The organism is Pseudomonas sp. SDO5271_S396 (genome assembly GCF_054071795.1).
The window spans coordinates 31,031-51,395 of record NZ_JBSVWB010000008.1 but is presented as its reverse complement, the minus strand read 5'-3'; the positions used below and the strand labels follow the sequence as shown (position 1 = coordinate 51,395).

The window sequence follows — 20,365 nt, the reverse complement described above, 5'->3', positions numbered from 1 at the left end:
CCTTATTCCACCGTCACCGACTTCGCCAGGTTGCGCGGCTGGTCGACATCGGTGCCCTTGAGCACGGCGACGTAGTAAGACAGCAGTTGCAGCGGGATGGTGTAGAGGATCGGCGACAGGGTGTCGTTGATGTGCGGCATGTTGATGACGTGGGTGCCTTCGCCGTTGGTCATGCCGGCTTTTTCGTCGGCGAACACCACCAGTTGGCCGCCACGGGCGCGGACTTCCTGCAGGTTGGATTTGAGCTTTTCCAGCAGTTCGTTGTTGGGCGCCACGGTGACGACGGGCATGTCGTCATCCACCAGCGCCAGCGGGCCGTGTTTCAGTTCGCCGGCCGGGTAGGCTTCGGCGTGGATGTACGAAATCTCTTTGAGTTTGAGCGACCCTTCCATCGCCACCGGGTACTGCGCGCCACGACCGAGGAACAGGGTGTGGTTTTTGTCGGCGAACAGTTCAGCGACTTTTTCCACGGTGCTGTCCATCGCCAGCGCTTCGCCCAGGCGGGTTGGCAGACGGCGGAGCTCTTCCACCAGGGTGGCTTCGACGCCAGCGGCCAGGGTGCCGCGCACTTGGCCCAGGGCCAGGGTGAGCAGCAACAGGCTGACCAATTGAGTGGTGAAGGCTTTGGTGGACGCCACGCCGATTTCGCGACCGGCCTGGGTCAGCAGGGTCAGGTCGGACTCACGCACCAGCGAGCTGATGCTGACGTTGCAGATGGCCAGGCTGGCGAGGAAGCCCAGCTCCTTGGCGTTGCGCAGCGCGGCCAGGGTGTCGGCGGTTTCGCCGGATTGGGAGATGGTCACGAACAGGGTGTCGGGCTGCACCACCACTTTGCGGTAGCGGAACTCGCTGGCCACTTCGACCTGGCACGGGATGCCGGCCAGTTCTTCCAGCCAGTAACGGGCAACCATGCCGGCGTGGTAGCTGGTGCCGCAGGCGACGATCTGCACATTGCGCACCTTGGCGAACAACTCGGCCGCCTGCGGGCCAAATGCGTTGACCAAGACCTGGTTCTGGCTCAGGCGACCTTCGAGGGTGCGTTGCACTACCGCTGGCTGCTCGTGGATTTCCTTGAGCATGAAGTGGCGATATTCGCCCTTGTCGGCGGCTTCGGCGCCGTCACGGTATTGCACAGCTTCGCGCTCGACGGCCTGGCCGTTGACGTCCCAGATCTGCACGCTTTCACGGCGGATGTCGGCAATATCGCCTTCTTCCAGGTACATGAAGCGGTCGGTGACCTGGCGCAGGGCCAGCTGGTCCGACGCCAGGAAGTTTTCACCCAGGCCCAGGCCGATCACCAATGGGCTGCCACTGCGGGCGGCGACCACGCGGTCGGGTTGGCTGGCGCTGACCACGGCCAGGCCGTACGCGCCGTGCAGTTCCTTGACGGTGGCCTTGAGGGCCACGGTCAGGTCGCCGAGGTCCTTGAGCTTGTGGTTGAGCAGGTGGGCGATGACTTCGGTGTCGGTATCCGAGGTGAACACATAACCTTGGGCCTTGAGCTGTTCGCGCAGCACCTCGTGATTTTCGATGATGCCGTTGTGCACCACCGCCAGGTCACCGGAGAAATGCGGGTGGGCGTTGCGCTCGCACGGCGCCCCGTGGGTGGCCCAACGGGTATGGGCGATGCCCAGGCGTCCGAGCAGCGGCTCGCCGGCCAGGGCCTGTTCCAGCTCGCTGACCTTGCCTGGACGACGCATGCGCTCCAGCTTGCCCGCATTGGTGACAACCGCCACACCGGCGCTGTCATAGCCACGGTATTCCAGGCGCTTGAGGCCTTCGAGGAGGATAGGGGTAATGTTGCGTTCAGCGACTGCGCCTACGATGCCACACATGGTGTTTCTCCTAGATGATTGCCGCGCATATCAGCGTAATGCCGCGGGCTTGGATCTGGTCGCGGGCCTCGAGCGGCAGGCGATCATCGGTGATCAGGGTATGGACGCTGCTCCAGGGCAGTTCCAGGTTGGGAATCTTGCGGCCGATCTTGTCAGACTCGACCATCACCACCACTTCACGCGCGACCTCGGCCATGACGCGGCTCAGGCCCAGCAATTCGTTGAAGGTGGTGGTGCCGCGCTCCAGGTCGATGCCATCGGCACCGATGAACAGTTGATCGAAGTCGTAAGAGCGCAGCACTTGCTCGGCGACCTGGCCCTGGAACGAGTCCGAATGTGGGTCCCAGGTACCGCCGGTCATCAGCAGCACCGGCTCGTGCTCCAGTTCGCTCAAGGCGCTGGCCACGTGCAGGGAGTTGGTCATCACCACCAGGCCGGGCTGGTGGCCCAGTTCCGGGATCATGGCGGCGGTGGTGCTGCCGCTGTCGATGATGATGCGGGCATGTTCGCGCAGGCGCATCACGGCGGCCCGGGCGATGGCGCGCTTATACACCGAGATGGGCTGGGCGGCGTCGCCTACCAGTTCCTGAGGCATGGTGATGGCGCCGCCGTAGCGACGCAGCAACAGGCCGTTGCTCTCCAGGGCGGCCAGATCCTTGCGGATCGTTACCTCTGAAGTTTCGAAACGCTTGGCCAAGTCGTCCACGCTGACTTCGCCCAATTCATTGAGCAAGGTCAGGATGTTGTGGCGTCGTTGGGGGGTATTTCGTTTCGACATGGTGATGATAAGTTTCGTTTCGAAAGATAACGAAGGCAATCAAAACCTATTGGCGAAAGATCGTCAAGCGGGGCGAGCAAATTTTTTGGGTCATCACAAACCAAATGTGGGAGCCGGCTTACCTGCGATAGCGGAGTGTCAGGCGACATCCATCTTGGATGTCAGACCGCTATCGCAGGCAAGCCAGCTCCCACAGGGAACCGCACGAGGCCATGGAGCTGTGGATAACTCAGCTCTTTTTGATTTTGACCGGGCGCTTCCAGCCGTCGATGTTGCGCTGGCGGGCGCGGGCCACGCCGAGCTGCAAGTTATCCACATCCACGTTGATGGTCGAGCCGGCGGCCGTGGTGGCGCCATCCCCGACTTTTACCGGAGCGACCAACGAGTTGTTGGAGCCGATGAACACATCTTCGCCCAATACGGTCTGGTGCTTGTTGGCCCCATCGTAGTTGCAGGTGATGGTGCCCGCGCCGATGTTGGTACGTGCGCCAATCACGGCATCCCCCAGGTAAGTCAAATGACCGGCCTTGGCGCCCTCGCCCAGGTGGGCGTTTTTCAGTTCGACAAAGTTACCCACATGGGCACCGGCCTCCATTACGGTGCCCGGACGCAGACGCGCAAACGGGCCGGCATCGCTGCCCTCGCCCATCACCGCGCCGTCCAGGTGACTGTTGGCCTTGACCACTACGCCTTTGCGCAGGGTGCTGTCCTTGATCACACAGTTCGGGCCGATCACTACGTCGTCCTCGATGATGACGCGGCCTTCGAGGATCACGTTGATGTCGATCAGTACATCGCGGCCCACGGTGATTTCACCGCGTACATCGAAGCGTGCCGGGTCACGCAGGGTCACGCCTTGCGCCATCAGGCGGCGACCTTCGCGCAGCTGGTAGTGACGCTCCAGCTCGGCGAGTTGCTTGCGGTCGTTGGCGCCCTGCACTTCCATCGGGTCGTGGGGCTGCTCGGTGGCGACCAGCAGGCCATCACTGACGGCCATCTCGATGACGTCGGTAAGGTAGTACTCGCCCTGAGCGTTGTTATTGGACAGGCGGCTCATCCAATCGCCAAGCTTGTTGGCAGGCACCGCAAGAATGCCGGTATTGCCTTCGGTGATGGCGCGCTGGGCTTCGCTGGCATCCTTGTGCTCAACGATGGCGGCAACCTTGCCATCGGCGTTGCGCACGATGCGTCCATAACCGGTGGGGTCGTCCAGCTCGACGGTGAGCAGGCCCATCTGGCCCGGCACCACATGCTTGAGCAGGCGCTGGAGGGTGTCCACCTCGATCAGCGGCACGTCGCCATACAGGATCAGCACGGTGTCAGCCGTGATGAACGGCACCGCTTGCGCAGTGGCGTGGCCGGTACCCAGTTGCTTGTCTTGCAATACGAAATTCAGGTCATCCGCGGCCAGGCGCTCACGCACAGCATCGGCGCCGTGACCGATCACCACATGGATACGCTCGGGTGCCAGTTGCCGGGCGCTGTGGATAACATGGCCCAGCATGGAGTTGCCAGCCACCGGGTGCAGGACCTTTGGCAGGGCAGAACGCATGCGGGTGCCTTGGCCGGCGGCAAGAATTACGATTTCGAGAGACATGAATGGCTACCAATCCTGGGCGGTCCGGATTCAGACCAGAGAAGTGTTTTGCAAAAAGAAAAAAGGGTAGCCGAGGCTACCCTTTTTAATCAATCGCGCATGACGTACGACGGCTTGGCCGCTTACTTCTTGCGGATCTGCTGGAGCGTGCGCAGCTGAGCTGCAGCCTCGGCCAGACGTACAGCAGCAGCGCTGTAGTCGAAGTCCGCACCTTTTTCGTGCAGGGCCTTCTCGGCAGCCTTGACGGCTTCCTGAGCGGAGGCTTCATCCAGGTCGCCAGCACGTTGCACGGTGTCGGCAAGAACCTTGACCATGTTCGGCTGAACTTCGAGGAAACCGCCAGAGATGTAGAACACCTCCTTTTCCCCGCCCTGCTTGGTCAGCGTGATCGGACCTGGCTTCAAGCTGGTGATCAGCGGGGCGTGACCGAAGGCGATACCGAGATCACCGAGGTCGCCGTGCGCTGTTACAAACTCGACCAGACCGGAGAAGATTTCCCCTTCCGCGCTGACGATATCGCAATGGACTGTCATAGCCATCTGATTGCCTCAACCTGATGAGCGCCCGTTTCCGGGCGCCTGGATTACAGTTTTTTGGCTTTCTCGATCGCTTCTTCGATGCCGCCGACCATGTAGAACGCTTGTTCTGGCAGGTGGTCGTAGTCACCGTTGAGGATGCCTTTGAAGCCAGCAATGGTGTCTTTCAGGGAAACGTATTTACCCGAAGCACCGGTGAAGACTTCAGCCACGAAGAACGGCTGCGACAAGAAGCGCTGGATCTTACGAGCACGGGCTACCAACTGCTTGTCGGTTTCCGACAGCTCGTCCATACCCAGGATCGCAATGATGTCCTTCAGCTCTTTGTAGCGCTGCAGCACGTACTGAACGCCGCGAGCGGTTTCGTAGTGCTCGTTGCCGATCACGTTCGGGTCCAGCTGACGGGAAGTCGAGTCCAGTGGGTCTACCGCTGGGTAGATACCCAGGGAAGCGATGTCACGGGACAGAACGACGGTGGCGTCCAAGTGGGCGAAGGTGGTCGCTGGCGACGGGTCGGTCAAGTCGTCCGCAGGTACGTATACGGCCTGGATCGAGGTGATCGAACCTTCCTTGGTCGAAGTGATACGTTCTTGCAGAACGCCCATCTCTTCAGCCAGGGTCGGCTGGTAACCTACTGCCGAAGGCATACGGCCCAGCAGTGCGGATACTTCGGTACCGGCCAGGGTGTAACGATAGATGTTGTCGACGAACAGCAGAACGTCGTTACCTTCGTCACGGAACTTCTCGGCCATGGTCAGGCCGGTCAGCGCTACGCGCAGACGGTTTCCTGGTGGCTCGTTCATTTGGCCGTATACCAGAGCAACCTTGTCCAGTACGTTGGAATCCTTCATCTCGTGGTAGAAGTCGTTACCCTCACGAGTACGCTCACCCACACCGGCGAACACGGAATAACCGCTGTGCTCGATGGCGATGTTACGGATCAGTTCCATCATGTTTACGGTCTTGCCTACACCGGCACCACCGAACAGACCGACTTTACCGCCCTTGGCGAACGGGCAAACCAGGTCGATAACCTTGATGCCGGTTTCCAGCAGGTCGTTGCCGCCTGCCTGGTCAGCGAACGATGGCGCAGCGCGGTGGATACCCCAACGCTCTTCGGTCTCGATCGGGCCAGCTTCGTCAATCGGGTTGCCCAGCACGTCCATGATCCGGCCCAGGGTCGCTTTACCGACCGGTACGGAGATGGCTGCGTTGGTGTCGATAACGTCCAGACCGCGCTTCAAGCCTTCGGTCGAACCCATCGCAATGGTACGCACCACGCCGTCGCCCAGCTGCTGCTGAACTTCCAGAGTGGTTTCCGCGCCTTGTACTTTCAGCGCGTTGTAGATGCTCGGTACGCTGTCGCGTGGAAATTCCACGTCGATAACGGCGCCGATGATTTGAACGATACGTCCGCTACTCATAGCTGGATCCTCTGAATATTTGAACCGTTAAACCGCGGCAGCGCCGCCGACGATTTCCGAGATCTCTTGGGTGATCGCAGCCTGACGCGCCTTGTTGTAGATCAGCTGCAAATCGCTGATCAGATCACCGGCGTTGTCGGTAGCGTTCTTCATTGCGATCATCCGCGCCGCTTGTTCAGCTGCGTTGTTCTCGACCACCGCCTGGTACACCTGCGACTCCACGTAGCGCACCATCAAGCCGTCAAGCAGCTCTTTGGCGTCCGGTTCGTAGAGGTAGTCCCAGTGGTGCTTGAGTTCCTGATCCGGGGTCGCAACCAATGGAACCAACTGTTCCACGGTAGGTTGCTGGGTCATGGTGTTGATGAACTTGTTGGATACCACGGACAGGCGGTCGATCCGGCCTTCCAGGTACGCATCCAGCATCACCTTGACGCTGCCGATCAAATCATTGATCGACGGTTCTTCACCCAGGTGGCTGATAGCTGCAACGACGTTACCGCCGAAGTTGCGGAAGAAGGCCGCACCCTTGCTACCAATCACACACAGATCGATCTCGACGCCTTTTTCGCGGTTTACCGCCATGTCCTTGACCAGGGCCTTGAACAGGTTGGTATTCAGACCACCGCACAAACCACGGTCACTGCTCACAACCACATAACCAACGCGCTTCACTTCGCGGTCGATCATGAACGGGTGGCGGTATTCCGGGTTGGCGTTAGCCAAATGCCCAATTACCTGGCGGATACGCTCCGCATAAGGACGGCTAGCAGCCATGCGCATTTGTGCCTTGCGCATTTTGCTGACCGCCACTTTTTCCATGGCGCTGGTAATTTTTTGCGTGCTTTTGATGCTCGCAATCTTACTGCGAATCTCTTTTGCGCCTGCCATGTAACACCTATCAGGTTAGCAAGCGGGAACCTTGCGGCTCCCGCTGCGGCTTACCAGGTTTGGGTGGCCTTGAACTTCTCGATACCGGCTTTCATGCCAGCGTCGATATCGTCATTGAAGTCACCCTTCACGTTGATCTTCGCCATCAGTTCGGCGTGATCGCGGTTGAAGTAAGCAATCAGCGCTTGTTCAAAGCTGCCGACCTTGGCGATTTCAACGTCGGTCAGGAACCCACGCTCAGCGGCATACAGCGACAACGCCATGTCAGCGATCGACATCGGGGCGTATTGCTTCTGCTTCATCAGCTCGGTAACGCGCTGACCATGCTCAAGTTGCTTACGGGTCGCTTCGTCCAGGTCAGAAGCGAACTGGGCGAATGCCGCCAGTTCACGGTACTGAGCCAGAGCGGTACGGATACCACCGGACAGCTTCTTGATGATCTTGGTCTGAGCGGCACCACCCACACGGGATACCGAAACACCGGCGTTCACTGCTGGGCGGATGCCCGAGTTGAACATGGCCGATTCCAGGAAGATCTGACCGTCGGTGATGGAAATCACGTTGGTCGGAACGAACGCGGAAACGTCGCCAGCCTGGGTTTCGATGATCGGCAGTGCGGTCAGGGAACCGGTTTTGCCGGTCACTGCGCCGTTGGTGAACTTCTCTACGTACTCTTCCGAAACGCGGGATGCGCGCTCCAACAGACGGGAGTGGAGATAGAACACGTCGCCTGGGTAAGCTTCACGGCCTGGTGGACGGCGCAGCAGCAGGGAAATCTGGCGGTAAGCCACTGCTTGCTTGGACAGATCGTCATAAACGATCAGCGCGTCTTCACCGCGGTCGCGGAAGAATTCACCCATGGTGCAACCGGAGTACGGTGCCAGGAATTGCAGCGCAGGCGATTCCGAAGCACTGGCAGCCACGATGATCGTGTTGGCCAGGGCGCCGTTTTCTTCCAGCTTGCGAACCACGTTGGCGATGGTCGATTGCTTCTGACCGATAGCTACGTAGACGCAGAAAATGCCGCTGTTCTTCTGGTTGATGATCGCGTCGATCGCCAGAGCGGTTTTACCGATCTGACGGTCACCGATGATCAGCTCACGCTGGCCACGGCCGACAGGGATCATGGCATCGACAGCCTTGTAGCCAGTCTGTACAGGCTGGTCTACCGACTTACGCCAGATCACGCCCGGAGCAACTTTCTCGACCGCGTCGGTCTCGGTGTTGCCCAGTGGACCTTTGCCGTCTACAGGGTTACCCAGTGCGTCGACTACGCGACCCAGCAGTTCCTTACCAACAGGAACTTCCAGGATGCGGCCGGTGCACTTGGCGCTCATGCCTTCAGCCAGAGACTGGTAGGAGCCCAGTACAACGGCACCTACGGAGTCTTGCTCCAGGTTGAGGGCCATACCGTAGACGCCGCCCGGAAACTCGATCATTTCGCCGTACATTACGTCGGCCAGACCGTGAATCCGCACGATACCGTCAGACACGCTGACGACGGTGCCTTCGTTACGGGCTTGGGAGGTCACATCGAGCTTGTCGATGCGGCCCTTGATAATTTCACTAATTTCGGAAGGATTGAGTTGCTGCATTGCTCTGCTGCCCCTTCAAACTCAAGATTTCAATGCTTCGGCAAGTTTCGCGATTTTGCCGCGAATCGAGCCATCGATAACCAGGTCGCCGGCACGGATAACAACACCACCAATCAGGGATGCGTCCTCCGTAGCTTGCAGGCGCACTTCCCGGTTGAGTCGTGCACTGAGAACCTTGGCGAGTTTGTCTTGCTGTTCTTGGTTCAATGCAAATGCACTGGTGACTTCCACATCTACCGATTTCTCTTGCTCGGCCTTGTACAGGTCGAACAGAGCGGCGATCTCCGGCAACAGCAGGAGACGGTCGTTTTCAGCAACGACGTGGATGAAATTCTGTGCCTTGGCATCGAACTTGTCGCCGCACACGTCAATAAACGTGGCGGCCTTGTCTGCGCTCGTCAGTCGCGGGGCCTTGAGCACGCGCTGCATGGTGTCATCTTGTGACACCGCTGCAGCCAGGCCGAGCATGGCTGACCAATTGGCCAGTTGCTGGTGGGCCTGAGCGTGCTCGAAGGCCGCCTTAGCGTAAGGTCGGGCCAACGTGGTCAGTTCTGCCATGATCGCCCTCGCTTAAATTTCAGCAGCCAGTTTGTTAACCAGCTCTGCGTGCGCGTTTTGATCGATTGTGGCACCCAGGATCTTCTCGGCGCCGCCGACTGCCAGCAAGCCCACTTGGGCACGCAGCGCGTCTTTGACACTGTTGAGTTCCTGTTCGATCTCGGCTTGAGCCTGGACCTTCACACGGTCAGCGTCGACACGGGCTTTTTCAACGGCCTCTTCGACGATCTGGTTACCGCGTTTCTTGGCCTGCTCGATGATTTCAGCCGCCTGAGCTTTCGCTTCGCGCAGTTGCTGACCCGCTTTCTCTTGGGCCAGTTCCAGGTCGCGAGCTGCACGGTTGGCAGCGTCCAATCCGTCCGCGATCTTCTTCTGACGTTCGTGCAAGGCAGTGATGACCGGAGGCCATACGAACTTCATGCAAAACAGTACAAAGATTAAGAACGCAACGGACTGGCCGATCAGGGTTGCATTAATGTTCACGCCAACACCTCGCTCGTTCGTTGTCCATCACACCAATCAACTCGAAAATTCGAGTGATTAGCCAGCGAGTTGACCAACGAAGGGGTTCGCGAAGGTGAAGAACAGAGCGATACCAACGCCGATCATGGTCACGGCGTCGAGCAGGCCGGCGACGATGAACATTTTAACTTGCAGCATTGGAACCATTTCTGGCTGACGCGCAGCGCCTTCCAGGAACTTGCCGCCCAGCAGGCCGAAACCAATGGCAGTACCCAGAGCACCCAGGCCGATCAACAGTGCAACAGCGATAGCGGTTAGACCAACTACAGTTTCCATCTTTCCTCCCGACTTTTACGTCGTATGGTTTAGGTTTTTTAGATTTTAAAGCGGTAAAACAAATCGTTTCATAGCCCTGAAGGGCCACCTTCCCGTTTCACCGGGAAGGACATCAGACTAGTCGAGACTGGTCTTAATGGTTCTCTTCGTGCGCCATCGACAGGTAGACAATGGTCAGCATCATGAAGATGAAGGCCTGCAGGGTGATGATCAGGATGTGGAACACAGCCCACGCCCACTGCAGGACAACGCCCAGGCCGCTAAGCCAGAGCAGACCGCTGCCGAACATCACAGCGATCAGAATGAACACCAGTTCGCCGGCATACATGTTGCCGAACAGTCGCAGGGCCAGGGAGATAGGCTTTGCAACGAGGGTCACGAACTCCAGCAGGAAGTTCACCGGGATCAGCAGGGCTTGAACGAAGATGTTCTTGCTGCCGAACGGGTGCAGGGTCAGTTCGCCGATGAAGCCGCCGATGCCCTTGACCTTGATGCTGTAGAAAATGATCAACGCGAACACCGACAGGGCCATGCCCAGGGTGGCGTTAGGGTCCGTGGTGGAAACCGCACGGAAAGGAATGTGGTGATCGCCGGAGATCAGGATGGCCAGCTGAGGAATCCAGTCGACCGGGATCAGGTCGACGGCGTTCATCAGGAACACCCAGACGAAGATGGTCAGTGCCAGCGGCGCAATCACCGGGCTACGGCCATGGAAGCTGTCTTTCACGCTGCCATCGACGAATTCGACCAGTACTTCAACGAAGTTCTGCAGGGCACCCGGTTGACCGGAGGTGGCCTTCTTTGCCGCCAGGCGGAAAAGGAAGACGAAGATCAGGCCCAGTGCGACAGACCAGCCCAGAGTATCCAGGTGGAATGCCCAGAAGCCCATTTCTTTGGCCTCTGCTGCGGAGTGGGCAAAGCCCCAGCCGCCATTGGGTAGCTGACCGAAGGTCAGGTTCTGCAAGTGGTGCTGGATATAGCCCGAAGCGGTTGTTTCTGCCATGGTTGCCTCAAACGCCCTAAGGTCTCGAAAGTCTTGTTTTCATAAGCAGGGGAGCGAACCAGCTGACCAGTTGGGTCAGCACGAACACGCCGAATACCGCCAGCGGTGCCAGTGGCTTCACACCTGCAAAGGTCAGTGCAAACAGCACTGCCGTCAAAATCAGTTTCCCCGCTTCGCCGGCATAAAAGGACCGGACGATAGCCTGGGCTGCTCGGGCGCCGGAAAACCGAAAGGCCCTGTGAGCAAAATACATATTGGGCAGCAAGGCTATCAGGCCTCCGCAGAGTCCTGAATATCCGGCAACGACTCCATGCCAATACCAAAGCGCCAATGCCGCGATGAGTAAAATGACTAACTGGGCCAATAAAACCGGAAAAACGGCCAAGCGATGGAACGGCAACGTGTTTGGCGTGCGGGTTTCCATCACTCTTGCTCCTCAATGGTCGGCTGCCGGAAATCAATAACTTGGCATAATTTGTGCCGACAAAATGCGCGCAGAGTATAGGGGCGGTTCAGCCCCTATTCAACTGTCGGGTAGTCTTTTCCGATCGCACGCTACATAAGCAAATGTTTCAGCGGATGTGGGCAAGGACGCCCTGAAGCTCATCCAATGAGTTATAGCCGATAACCAATTGCCCTTTGCCTTTCTTGCCGTGACGAATTTGTACCGCAGAGCCCAGCCGCTCGGCCAGGCGCTGCTCGAGGCGTGCGATATCCGGATCAGGTTTGGCCGCTTCGACCGGTGCAGGTTTGCCACTCAGCCACTGGCGAACCAGAGCCTCGGTCTGACGAACGGTCAGCCCCCGTGCGACAACGTGTCGCGCCCCTTCAACCTGTTGATTTTCCGGCAAACCGAGCAAAGCACGGGCGTGTCCCATCTCCAGATCGCCATGGGACAACATCGTCTTGATGACTTCCGGCAGCGCGATCAGGCGCAGCAAGTTGGACACCGTCACGCGGGACTTGCCCACGGCCTCCGCCACCTGCTGCTGAGTCAGCTGAAACTCTTGCTGCAGACGCTGCAAGGCAATGGCTTCTTCGATCGGGTTGAGGTCTTCACGCTGAATGTTCTCGATCAGCGCCATGGCGATGGCGGTTTCATCCGGTACATCGCGCACCATCGCGGGGATAGTGTCTTTGCCAGCCTGCTGGCTGGCGCGCCAGCGGCGTTCGCCGGCGATGATTTCAAAACGTCCACTGCCGATCGGGCGAACCACGATCGGCTGCATCACGCCCTGTGTCTTGATCGAGTTGGCCAGTTCTTCCAGCGCCTGGGGATCCATGTCCCGACGCGGCTGGTATTTGCCGCGCTGGATCAGGTCCAGGGGCAAGTGTTGCAACTCGCGCTCGTCAGCCTGCACCGCTTGTTCTTCAAGCGAAGTGACAGTCGGACCACTCAACAGTGCATCCAGTCCACGTCCGAGACCTCGTTTCTTGACGGCCATGGGGGTTCCTTAAGTTGGCTGGGCTGCAGCGGTGCGTGAAGGACGGCGCTGACGGCGAACCATCTCGCCGGCCAATGCCAGGTACGCCAGGGCACCACGGGATTGCTTGTCGTAGGCCAGCGCGGGCATGCCGTAGCTGGGGGCTTCCGCCAGGCGGATATTGCGCGGGATCACGGTGTCGTAGAGCTTGTCGCCAAAGTGTTCCTTGAGTTGCACCGATACATCGTTCATCAGGCTCAGGCGCGGATCGAACATGGTTCGCAGCAGACCTTCGATTTGCAGGTTCGGGTTCAGCAACTCGGCGATACGCTTGATGTTATCCACAAGGTCGCTCAGCCCTTCCAGCGCGTAATACTCGCACTGCATGGGGATAATCACCCCGTCGGCGGCCACCAGTGCGTTTAGCGTAAGCATCGACAACGACGGCGGGCAGTCGATCAGGATGTAGTCGTAATTTTCGCGGACCGGCGCCAGCGCACTGCGCAGGCGGCTTTCTTTCATCTGCATTTCCAGCAGCACGACTTCGGCGGCGGTCAAATCGCGGTTGGCCGGCAGCAGTTGATAACCGCCGTGCTCGGAAAAGTGCATTGCCTGAGCCAGGTCGCACTCGCCAATCAGCAAGTCGTAGACCGAGTTTTCCAGGCCGTGTTTATCCACACCGCTCCCCATGGTGGCGTTGCCCTGTGGATCGAGATCGATCAACAGCACCCGACGCTTGGTAGCGACCAGGGATGCTGCGAGGTTGATGCAGGTGGTGGTCTTGCCCACGCCACCCTTTTGGTTCGCTATCGCGAATACCTTAGCCATTCTTGCTTGTGTTCCCAATCATGCCGTGCGGCGCAGTATCAGCAGATGGCGTTGGCCTTGGCAACCGGGTACGGCCAAGGCGTGTTCGCTATCGAGGTGGAAGTCTGCCGGCAATGCTAACAGCTCATCGCTTGGATGGACGCCCTTCATTGCCAGCCAGCGGGTGTCGTGGTCGCCCAGATGGCGTGTCCAGTTACTGAAGTTCTCCATGCTGCTGAACGCCCGGGAAACAATTCCGTTGAAGGGCTGCTCAGGCGTGAAGGCTTCGACGCGACTGTGGATAACTTGCAGATTATCCAACTTGAGTTCGAGTTTGACTTGGGTCAGGAAGCGGGTCTTCTTGCCATTGCTGTCCAGGCAAGTGACCTGGGACTCGGGAAACAGGATCGCCAACGGAATGCCCGGCATGCCACCGCCACTGCCTACGTCAAGCCAGCGACCGTTTTCGATGAATGGCATCACACTCAAACTATCGAGCAGGTGACGGGACACCATTTCGTCCGGGTCACGCACCGCCGTCAGGTTGTAAGCCTTGTTCCACTTGATCAACAGGGCCAGGTAACCCAGCAGCAATTCGTGCTGGACCGGGGTCAGGTCGACGCCCAACTGGCGTGCACCTGTGGATAACTCTTCGGCGTGTTGCGAGGTGACCAACGAACTCAAGCGCTTTGCTCCAACTGACGGCCCGCGCCGCGTTTTTTCAAATGAATCATCAACAGCGAAATGGCCGCCGGTGTGACACCCGGAATACGGGATGCCTGGCCCAGGGTTTCGGGGCGAGTTATCCCCAACTTGCTCTGGATTTCCTTCGACAGGCCGGAAATCGCGGTGTAATCGATATCCACAGGCAACCGAGTGTCTTCACTGGCGCGCAGACGAGCGATCTCATCTTGCTGACGGTCGATGTAGCCCGCGTACTTGGTCTTGATTTCGACCTGTTCGGCAACCTGTGGATCTTCTGCGCCGCCGCCGGTCACTTCGACCAGACCAGCGTAGTCGATTTCCGGACGGGACAGCAGGTTCAACAAGTTGTATTCGTGGGTCAGTGGCGTGCCGAATTTTTCGGCAATCGCGTCGCCCTGCTCGGTACCCGGACGGACCCAGGTACTTTTCAGGCGCTGTTCTTCCAGCGTGATGCCTTCACGTTTTTTGCAGAACGCAGCCCAGCGCGCATCATCGACCAGCCCCAACTCGCGACCTTTTTCGGTCAAGCGCAGGTCGGCGTTGTCTTCGCGCAGAATCAGGCGGTATTCGGCACGTGACGTGAACATCCGGTACGGTTCCTGGGTGCCCAGGGTAATCAGGTCGTCAACCAACACGCCGATATACGCTTCGTCGCGGCGCGGACACCAGCTGTCTTTGCCCTGCGCGCGCAGTGCTGCGTTGGTTCCAGCCAGCAAACCCTGGGCGCCGGCTTCTTCGTAACCGGTGGTGCCGTTGATTTGCCCGGCGAAGAACAAACCACCGATCACTTTGGTTTCCAGGCTGTACTTCAGGTCACGCGGGTCGAAGTAATCATATTCGATGGCATAACCGGGCCGCACGATATGGGCGTTTTCCATGCCGCGCATTGATTGCACGATCTGCAGTTGCACGTCGAACGGCAAGGACGTGGAAATTCCGTTGGGGTACAGCTCGTGAGTGGTCAGCCCTTCGGGTTCGATGAAGACCTGGTGGCTTTCCTTGTCGGCAAAGCGGTGAATCTTGTCTTCGATCGATGGGCAATAACGTGGACCAATACCTTCGATCACCCCGGAATACATCGGCGAACGATCGAGGTTCGCGGCGATGATTTCGTGGGTACGCGCGTTGGTATGGGTAATCCAGCAACTGATCTGCCGGGGGTGCTGTTCTTTGGAACCCATGAACGACATCACGGGGATCGGCGTATCGCCGGCCTGCTCCGTCATGACCGAAAAATCCACGGAGCGGGCATCGATACGCGGCGGAGTCCCGGTTTTCAGGCGGCCCACTCGCAAAGGCAGTTCACGCAAGCGATGAGCCAGCGCGATTGACGGCGGATCACCAGCACGGCCGCCGGAAAAATTCTGCAGACCGATGTGGATAAGTCCACCGAGGAATGTACCGGTGGTCAACACCACGGATTCCGCCAGGAACCGCAGGCCCATTTGGGTGACGACACCGCGCACCTGGTCCTGCTCGACGATCAAGTCATCCGCAGCTTGTTGAAATATCCACAGGTTCGGCTGGTTTTCCAGGGTTTCGCGGATGGCCGCTTTGTAAAGAATGCGATCGGCCTGTGCACGGGTAGCGCGTACGGCCGGGCCCTTGCGGCTGTTCAAGACGCGAAACTGGATACCACCTTTGTCGGTAGCCATGGCCATCGCGCCGCCCAGGGCATCGATTTCTTTCACCAGATGGCTTTTGCCGATCCCGCCAATGGCGGGGTTGCAACTCATGGCACCGAGGGTTTCCACGTTGTGCGTCAGCAACAGGGTTTTTACACCCATGCGTGCTGACGCCAGTGCTGCCTCGGTACCGGCATGACCGCCGCCGATGACGATCACTTCAAAACGGGAAGGGAAATCCACCACGCACCTCGTGCCTGCTTATGTAGGTAGTCAGGAATTGATTGTAGAAAAGGGTTTTACAGCTTTGCGGGCAAGTATAGGGACTTCGCCCCTCCTAAAGAACCCTTTGCACAAAATTTAACCAGTTGTGGATGACTTGCGGACAATAGAAATTAAAAAGAGAGAAATTTATTAAATCTTTGTTTTTATGTTTATTCTTAGGCAGGCCCCTATCTGTGGATAACGTTCTGTAAGCCATATTTTACGTTGTGTACAGCGTTTCAAAAGTCTGTGGCCATCTGCGGATGAGGCCATTGGATAAGTGCTTTAAGCCTGTGGATTAAAGTAATGGTTATCCACAGAGGTGTTTTTGCTCAGGTTTAAGGCCCTGTTATCAACGGGGCACAGGGCTGTTTATTCACAGGGCTTAATCCACAGAAACGTGAGTTTTCCCGATGAGCTGGGAATGGAAAATCCTTCTGCTCGCTCATGAGTACGGCAAAAAAGAGAGGTGTTGTGGGAAATCCATAGGGTAGTTAATAATAGCGATTATCATTAACCAGCCTTGTCATTCCCTATGCCTCCTCCCTCCCACATGGCTGCAGTCCAGATCATTTACGAGCAACACCATTCCTGGCTGCACGGTTGGCTAAAAGGCAGGTTGAATAACGCCAGCGATGCGGCCGATGTGGCGCACGATACGTTCGTCCGTATTCTTGGGGGACGGCATGCAGCGCAGATCGTTGAGCCACGGGATTATCTGGCGACCATCGCCAGGGGCCTGGTGATCGATCGTTACCGCCGGCACGCCATTGAACAGGCTTATAAACAAACCTTGGCCGAGCGGCCTGAACCGGTAGCCGTCAGCGAAGAAGACAAGGCAATCATCATTGAAACGCTGGTGGCTGTGGATAAAGCCCTGTCAGGCTTGGGGGAGCGCGCGCGCAGTATCTTTATGTTGTCGCAAATCGACGGCCTGACTTATCAACAGATCGCCAATCAACTGAAAGTGTCCCTGACCACGGTGAAGAAGCACATGATTCGCGCGTTGACTGAATGCTCGCTGATCATGGCCAGTCTGTAATGGCGATGCCAGATCGCAAGACATTCGAAGCGGCTGCCAGTTGGTATGTGCAGTTTCAGTCCTGTACGCCGACGATTGCCCAACGCCAGGCCTGGCAACAATGGCTCGATGGGGATCCGTCCCATCAGGCCGCATGGAACCAGATGGAACAACTGCAACGTAGCCTTGGCGCCCTGCCCCGGGATTTGACCCGGCGCGCGTTATCGACCACGCAGCAGCGTCGCCAGGTACTCAAGTGGATGCTGATGATGGGCAGTACCGGCTACCTGGGCTGGAATGTTCAGCAACACACACGCCTGGGCACTGTATGGGCGGACTACCGAACGTCGGTAGGCGAACGTCGGCGCGTCGAGTTGGCTGACGGTACACGGATTGACCTGAATACCAGCACGGCGATCGATGTAGTGTTCGACGGGCACCAACGTCTCGTTCGTCTGCGCGAAGGTGAAGTACTTATCCACACCGGCACGTCAGGTGGACACACGCCTTTTTATGTCGAAACACGCCAGGGCCGCGTTCAGGCATTGGGAACTCGGTTTACTGTGCGCCAATTGCCGGACACCACGCGTGTCGGTGTGCTGGAGGACGTGGTGAGCGTATCGCCGGGTGACCAGCCCACTCAGATACGGTTGCTGGGTGCAGGTGAAAGCGCTGATTTCGATCGTCAAAAGGTGGGCCCCAACCACGTGTATCGAAACGCTCAGGTGGCTTGGGTCGAAGGGCAATTGGTCGTGTTGGATGCTCGACTCGGGGATGTGATAGACGAATTGGCCCGTTATCGTCCTGGTGTTCTGCAGTGTGATCTGGCGTCGGCGCGCTTGCGTGTTTCTGGAACCTTCCGCCTGGATGCTTCCGACGCGGTACTGGCCAACTTGCAGGCGACGCTGCCGATTCAAGTGAAGTATTTCACGCGTTATTGGGTATCGGTGAAACGAATCGGTTGATCGCAAAAATTCCACATGCAGAGGTTATCTTTTTTTTGCCTGGCGCGGCCCTACAGGTAATCACGATGCAACCTTCAGGGCTTCCCCATCTATGCGCCTTTCCAACAAGCTTCGCCAGCGATTTTCCTACCACGGTATGACCTGCAGCCTACTGCTTGGCACGGCAGCCACCGCCAGTGTCCTGTTATCGACCCACGCGATCGCGGCCAGTGCGGAGCAGCATTACTCCATTGCGGCCGGGCCGCTGGACAGTGCGTTGAGCCAGTTTGCTGCCAAGGCGAATGTGATTCTGTCTTTCTCTCCCCAGCAAACCGCACGGTTGAATACACCAGGGCTGGAGGGGGACTATTCAGTGGACCAGGGCTTTGCGTTGCTGCTGCAAAGCTCCGGGCTACAGGCTGTGGTCCAGGCGCCGGGCAGTTATGTGTTGCAGGCTGCACCCACCGGACAACTGACGCTCGCGCCGACCACTGTCAGTACTTATCAACAGGGAGGCTTCAACCAGGAGATCGCCGGCGATGTGGGTTACAAGGCGCAAAACAGCCGCATCGGTACTAAAACCAGCACGCCGTTGTCGGAAACCCCGCGTTCGGTATCGATCGTTACGAACCAGCGCATCAAGGATCAAAAGTCCCAGACCCTGACTGAAGTGCTGGGCTATGTGCCCGGTATCTTCGCGCCCCCCTTCGCCGCCGGCGATGGCCTTGCGGGTGATCTGTTCTTCATTCGCGGTTTCAATGCCACAGATTACGGCTACGGCCTGCTGCGTGATGGCCTGCGTGTACAAGGTAATCGGTACGACACCACCAGTGAGCCCTATGGCCTGGAACGCGTCGAAATCTTCCGTGGTCCCTCTTCCCTGCTTTACGGCGAAAACGCCCCGGGGGGCTTGGTCAACCTGGTCAGCAAACATCCGACGGCTGCGCCTCAAGGTGAAGTCCAGTTGGGCTATGGCTCGAACAATCGACGCCAGATGGGTGTGGATATCTCGGGTCCGCTCAATGACGGTGGCACTGTCCTTGGACGTGTAGTGATGCTTGGCCGCAAGTCCGATACACAGACCGATCACGTCCCGGACGACCGTCTATACCTCGCCCCCTCCCTGACCCTGAATTTCGACGACTACAACACGCTCACCCTGTTGGCCAACTACCAGAAAGACCACACCAATCTGGAGCTCGGCCTACCCGCTGCCGGTACCTTGCTTACAAACCCCAATGGCAAGCTATCCAAACACACAATGCTCGGCGACCCGGATTGGAACACCTTTGAGCGGGAGGCCTGGAGCGCTGGTTATGAGTTCAGCCACAGCTTCAATGACGACTGGCAGTTCCGCCAAAACTCGCGCTACATGCAGTCGCGGATCAACCGTCATGAAACCTGGCCGAGTGCGCTCAATAACGGCGGTTTTGGTACTCAACTGAACATGACGGCCTACGACCGCTACAACAAGTCGATGGTCTACTCCCTGGATAACCAACTGGAAGGCAAATTCCAGGTGGGTGGCCTGGAAAACACCGTTCTCTTTGGCGCCAGCTATGACCGGACCTCATTCAACCAGGATTGGAACGCAGGTTTTGCCGGCACCATCAACGTGTATAACCCCGTATACCTGCGGGACCCGCTCACCCCGGTGGCAGTGCAAAACACCTTGCTGGAGCAGCAGATGAAGGGGGTTTATGCACAGATCCAGAGCAAGTACGACCATTGGTTGTTCCTGCTGGGAGGCCGTCAGGACTGGGTTGACAGTGACTTCCGCGACAAGGTGAACAAGGCCAGCAACACAGGCTCCGAAGACCGCAAGTTCACCTATCAGGGCGGTGTGATGTACCAGTTCGACAACGGCCTCACGCCATATGTCAGCTACTCCACCGCGTTTGTTCCGGTTCAGCAGATCTCCAATGCCGGTTCACCGTTGAAACCGATCACCAGCAGCCAGTACGAAGTGGGTGTGAAGTACGAGCCGGTCGGGTGGGATACCGCGATGACTGTGTCTGTATACGACCTGCGCAAGGAAGACGACACCTACCTCGATGCCACCACCAACAGTTACCGCCAGGTAGGTGAAAGCCGAGCCAAGGGTGCGGAACTCGAGATAAACAGCAACCTCACACCCAACTTGAATGTGACTGCGGCTTATACCTACACCGATGCGCGGATTACCAAGGATTCGGCGACCTCACTGGTCGAGGGGCATCAGATGACAGGTGTTCCCCGCAATCAAGCTTCGGTGTGGGGCAAGTACCGCTTCCTCGATGGCCATCTCAAAGGTTTGTCCGTTGGCGGGGGGGTCCGCTATTTCGACAGTACCTTTTCCTACACCGCGCCAACGCTATACGGGAAGTTGGATGCAGGTAGCGTCACCTTGGTGGATGCAGCTGTTGGCTATCAGATCGACACGCACTGGTCAGTCGACCTGAACGCCAAAAACCTGTTCGACAAGGAATACGTATCAGGCTGCAACGACGCAGGCCGTTGCTACTGGGGCGATAGCCGTACCCTGCTGGGTACGGTGTCCTATAACTGGTAACACGCTGTGGAT

General features: G+C 58.1%; 19 protein-coding genes. 3 read left to right on the top strand and 16 right to left on the bottom strand.

Annotated elements, in window-relative coordinates; all coding sequences use genetic code 11:
- Positions 1–2 precede the first annotated feature (2 nt).
- The 16 genes from glmS to mnmG all read right to left on the bottom strand — a co-directional run bounded on the left by glmS (position 3) and on the right by mnmG (position 15,816).
- Positions 3–1,835, bottom strand: coding sequence for a glutamine--fructose-6-phosphate transaminase (isomerizing) (gene glmS / locus ACW9IN_RS08715; protein ID WP_457365495.1), 1,833 nt, complete (start codon positions 1,833–1,835; stop codon positions 3–5).
- A gap of 10 nt (positions 1,836–1,845) precedes the next feature.
- A complete protein-coding gene (locus ACW9IN_RS08710) occupies positions 1,846–2,613 on the bottom strand; it encodes a DeoR/GlpR family DNA-binding transcription regulator (protein WP_457365494.1) in 768 nt (255 codons plus the stop codon).
- Positions 2,614–2,842: 229 nt separating this feature from the next.
- Positions 2,843–4,210: a bifunctional UDP-N-acetylglucosamine diphosphorylase/glucosamine-1-phosphate N-acetyltransferase GlmU gene (gene glmU, locus ACW9IN_RS08705; RefSeq protein WP_457365493.1), complete on the bottom strand. Its 1,368-nt coding sequence runs from the start codon at positions 4,208–4,210 to the stop codon at positions 2,843–2,845.
- A gap of 122 nt (positions 4,211–4,332) precedes the next feature.
- Positions 4,333–4,749 carry a F0F1 ATP synthase subunit epsilon gene (locus tag ACW9IN_RS08700; RefSeq protein WP_457365492.1) on the bottom strand — a complete coding sequence of 139 codons (417 nt, stop codon included), beginning with the start codon at positions 4,747–4,749 and terminating at the stop codon, positions 4,333–4,335.
- Positions 4,750–4,793: 44 nt separating this feature from the next.
- On the bottom strand, positions 4,794–6,170 hold the full coding sequence (gene atpD, locus ACW9IN_RS08695; protein ID WP_457365491.1) for a F0F1 ATP synthase subunit beta: 1,377 nt from the start codon (positions 6,168–6,170) through the stop codon (positions 4,794–4,796).
- Between the two features lie 27 nt (positions 6,171–6,197).
- Positions 6,198–7,058, bottom strand: a complete 861-nt coding sequence (atpG, locus tag ACW9IN_RS08690; protein ID WP_457365490.1) for a F0F1 ATP synthase subunit gamma — start codon at positions 7,056–7,058, stop codon at positions 6,198–6,200.
- A gap of 50 nt (positions 7,059–7,108) precedes the next feature.
- Positions 7,109–8,653, bottom strand: a complete 1,545-nt coding sequence (atpA, locus tag ACW9IN_RS08685) for a F0F1 ATP synthase subunit alpha (RefSeq protein WP_101273699.1) — start codon at positions 8,651–8,653, stop codon at positions 7,109–7,111.
- Positions 8,654–8,674: 21 nt separating this feature from the next.
- Entirely contained in the window at positions 8,675–9,211 is a 537-nt protein-coding gene (locus ACW9IN_RS08680) for a F0F1 ATP synthase subunit delta (protein WP_457365489.1), read from the bottom strand.
- 12 nt (positions 9,212–9,223) lie between these two features.
- Entirely contained in the window at positions 9,224–9,694 is a 471-nt protein-coding gene (locus ACW9IN_RS08675) for a F0F1 ATP synthase subunit B (protein WP_457365488.1), read from the bottom strand.
- A gap of 57 nt (positions 9,695–9,751) precedes the next feature.
- The gene (atpE, locus tag ACW9IN_RS08670) at positions 9,752–10,009 is read right to left on the bottom strand and encodes a F0F1 ATP synthase subunit C (RefSeq protein ID WP_002555987.1); all 258 of its coding nucleotides are present in this window, start codon (positions 10,007–10,009) and stop codon (positions 9,752–9,754) included.
- A 133-nt stretch (positions 10,010–10,142) separates the two neighbouring features.
- Positions 10,143–11,012 (bottom strand): F0F1 ATP synthase subunit A, encoded by an 870-nt coding sequence (gene atpB, locus ACW9IN_RS08665; RefSeq protein WP_457365487.1) that lies wholly within the window; start codon positions 11,010–11,012, stop codon positions 10,143–10,145.
- Positions 11,013–11,028: 16 nt separating this feature from the next.
- Complete coding sequence (locus ACW9IN_RS08660) at positions 11,029–11,436, bottom strand: F0F1 ATP synthase subunit I (protein WP_457365486.1); 408 nt, start codon at positions 11,434–11,436, stop codon at positions 11,029–11,031.
- 148 nt (positions 11,437–11,584) lie between these two features.
- Positions 11,585–12,457, bottom strand: a complete 873-nt coding sequence (locus ACW9IN_RS08655; RefSeq protein ID WP_457365485.1) for a ParB/RepB/Spo0J family partition protein — start codon at positions 12,455–12,457, stop codon at positions 11,585–11,587.
- Between the two features lie 9 nt (positions 12,458–12,466).
- Positions 12,467–13,264, bottom strand: a complete 798-nt coding sequence (locus tag ACW9IN_RS08650) for a ParA family protein (RefSeq protein WP_457365484.1) — start codon at positions 13,262–13,264, stop codon at positions 12,467–12,469.
- Positions 13,265–13,282: 18 nt separating this feature from the next.
- Entirely contained in the window at positions 13,283–13,927 is a 645-nt protein-coding gene (gene rsmG / locus ACW9IN_RS08645) for a 16S rRNA (guanine(527)-N(7))-methyltransferase RsmG (RefSeq protein ID WP_457365483.1), read from the bottom strand.
- Entirely contained in the window at positions 13,924–15,816 is a 1,893-nt protein-coding gene (mnmG, locus tag ACW9IN_RS08640) for a tRNA uridine-5-carboxymethylaminomethyl(34) synthesis enzyme MnmG (protein WP_457365482.1), read from the bottom strand. Before mnmG ends, rsmG begins: the two co-directional genes overlap by 4 nt.
- A 556-nt stretch (positions 15,817–16,372) precedes the next feature.
- On the opposite strand from mnmG, the gene ACW9IN_RS08635 reads away from it, so the two are divergent.
- From ACW9IN_RS08635 to ACW9IN_RS08625, 3 genes are all read left to right on the top strand, one after another.
- Positions 16,373–16,879, top strand: coding sequence for a sigma-70 family RNA polymerase sigma factor (locus ACW9IN_RS08635; protein ID WP_457365481.1), 507 nt, complete (start codon positions 16,373–16,375; stop codon positions 16,877–16,879).
- A complete protein-coding gene (locus ACW9IN_RS08630; RefSeq protein WP_457365480.1) occupies positions 16,879–17,823 on the top strand; it encodes a FecR domain-containing protein in 945 nt (314 codons plus the stop codon). The genes ACW9IN_RS08635 and ACW9IN_RS08630 overlap by 1 nt, the downstream gene beginning before the upstream one ends.
- Before the next feature lie 91 nt (positions 17,824–17,914).
- A complete protein-coding gene (locus tag ACW9IN_RS08625) occupies positions 17,915–20,353 on the top strand; it encodes a TonB-dependent siderophore receptor (RefSeq protein WP_457365479.1) in 2,439 nt (812 codons plus the stop codon).
- The last annotated feature ends 12 nt before the right edge of the window (positions 20,354–20,365 follow it).

Bases quoted from the DNA above. Each gene is read 5' to 3' on its own strand.
- ACW9IN_RS08660 (WP_457365486.1), bottom strand. From the start codon at position 11,436: ATGGAAACCCGCACGCCAAACACGTTGCCGTTCCATCGCTTGGCCGTT.
- ACW9IN_RS08625 (WP_457365479.1), top strand. From the start codon at position 17,915: ATGCGCCTTTCCAACAAGCTTCGCCAGCGATTTTCCTACCACGGTATG.
- ACW9IN_RS08655 (WP_457365485.1), bottom strand. From the start codon at position 12,457: ATGGCCGTCAAGAAACGAGGTCTCGGACGTGGACTGGATGCACTGTTG.
- atpD (WP_457365491.1), bottom strand. From the start codon at position 6,170: ATGAGTAGCGGACGTATCGTTCAAATCATCGGCGCCGTTATCGACGTG.
- atpE (WP_002555987.1), bottom strand. From the start codon at position 10,009: ATGGAAACTGTAGTTGGTCTAACCGCTATCGCTGTTGCACTGTTGATC.
- atpA (WP_101273699.1), bottom strand. From the start codon at position 8,653: ATGCAGCAACTCAATCCTTCCGAAATTAGTGAAATTATCAAGGGCCGC.
- glmS (WP_457365495.1), bottom strand. From the start codon at position 1,835: ATGTGTGGCATCGTAGGCGCAGTCGCTGAACGCAACATTACCCCTATC.
- ACW9IN_RS08635 (WP_457365481.1), top strand. From the start codon at position 16,373: ATGCCTCCTCCCTCCCACATGGCTGCAGTCCAGATCATTTACGAGCAA.
- ACW9IN_RS08680 (WP_457365489.1), bottom strand. From the start codon at position 9,211: ATGGCAGAACTGACCACGTTGGCCCGACCTTACGCTAAGGCGGCCTTC.
- atpG (WP_457365490.1), bottom strand. From the start codon at position 7,058: ATGGCAGGCGCAAAAGAGATTCGCAGTAAGATTGCGAGCATCAAAAGC.
- ACW9IN_RS08650 (WP_457365484.1), bottom strand. From the start codon at position 13,264: ATGGCTAAGGTATTCGCGATAGCGAACCAAAAGGGTGGCGTGGGCAAG.
- ACW9IN_RS08710 (WP_457365494.1), bottom strand. From the start codon at position 2,613: ATGTCGAAACGAAATACCCCCCAACGACGCCACAACATCCTGACCTTG.
- atpB (WP_457365487.1), bottom strand. From the start codon at position 11,012: ATGGCAGAAACAACCGCTTCGGGCTATATCCAGCACCACTTGCAGAAC.
- ACW9IN_RS08630 (WP_457365480.1), top strand. From the start codon at position 16,879: ATGGCGATGCCAGATCGCAAGACATTCGAAGCGGCTGCCAGTTGGTAT.
- glmU (WP_457365493.1), bottom strand. From the start codon at position 4,210: ATGTCTCTCGAAATCGTAATTCTTGCCGCCGGCCAAGGCACCCGCATG.
- ACW9IN_RS08700 (WP_457365492.1), bottom strand. From the start codon at position 4,749: ATGGCTATGACAGTCCATTGCGATATCGTCAGCGCGGAAGGGGAAATC.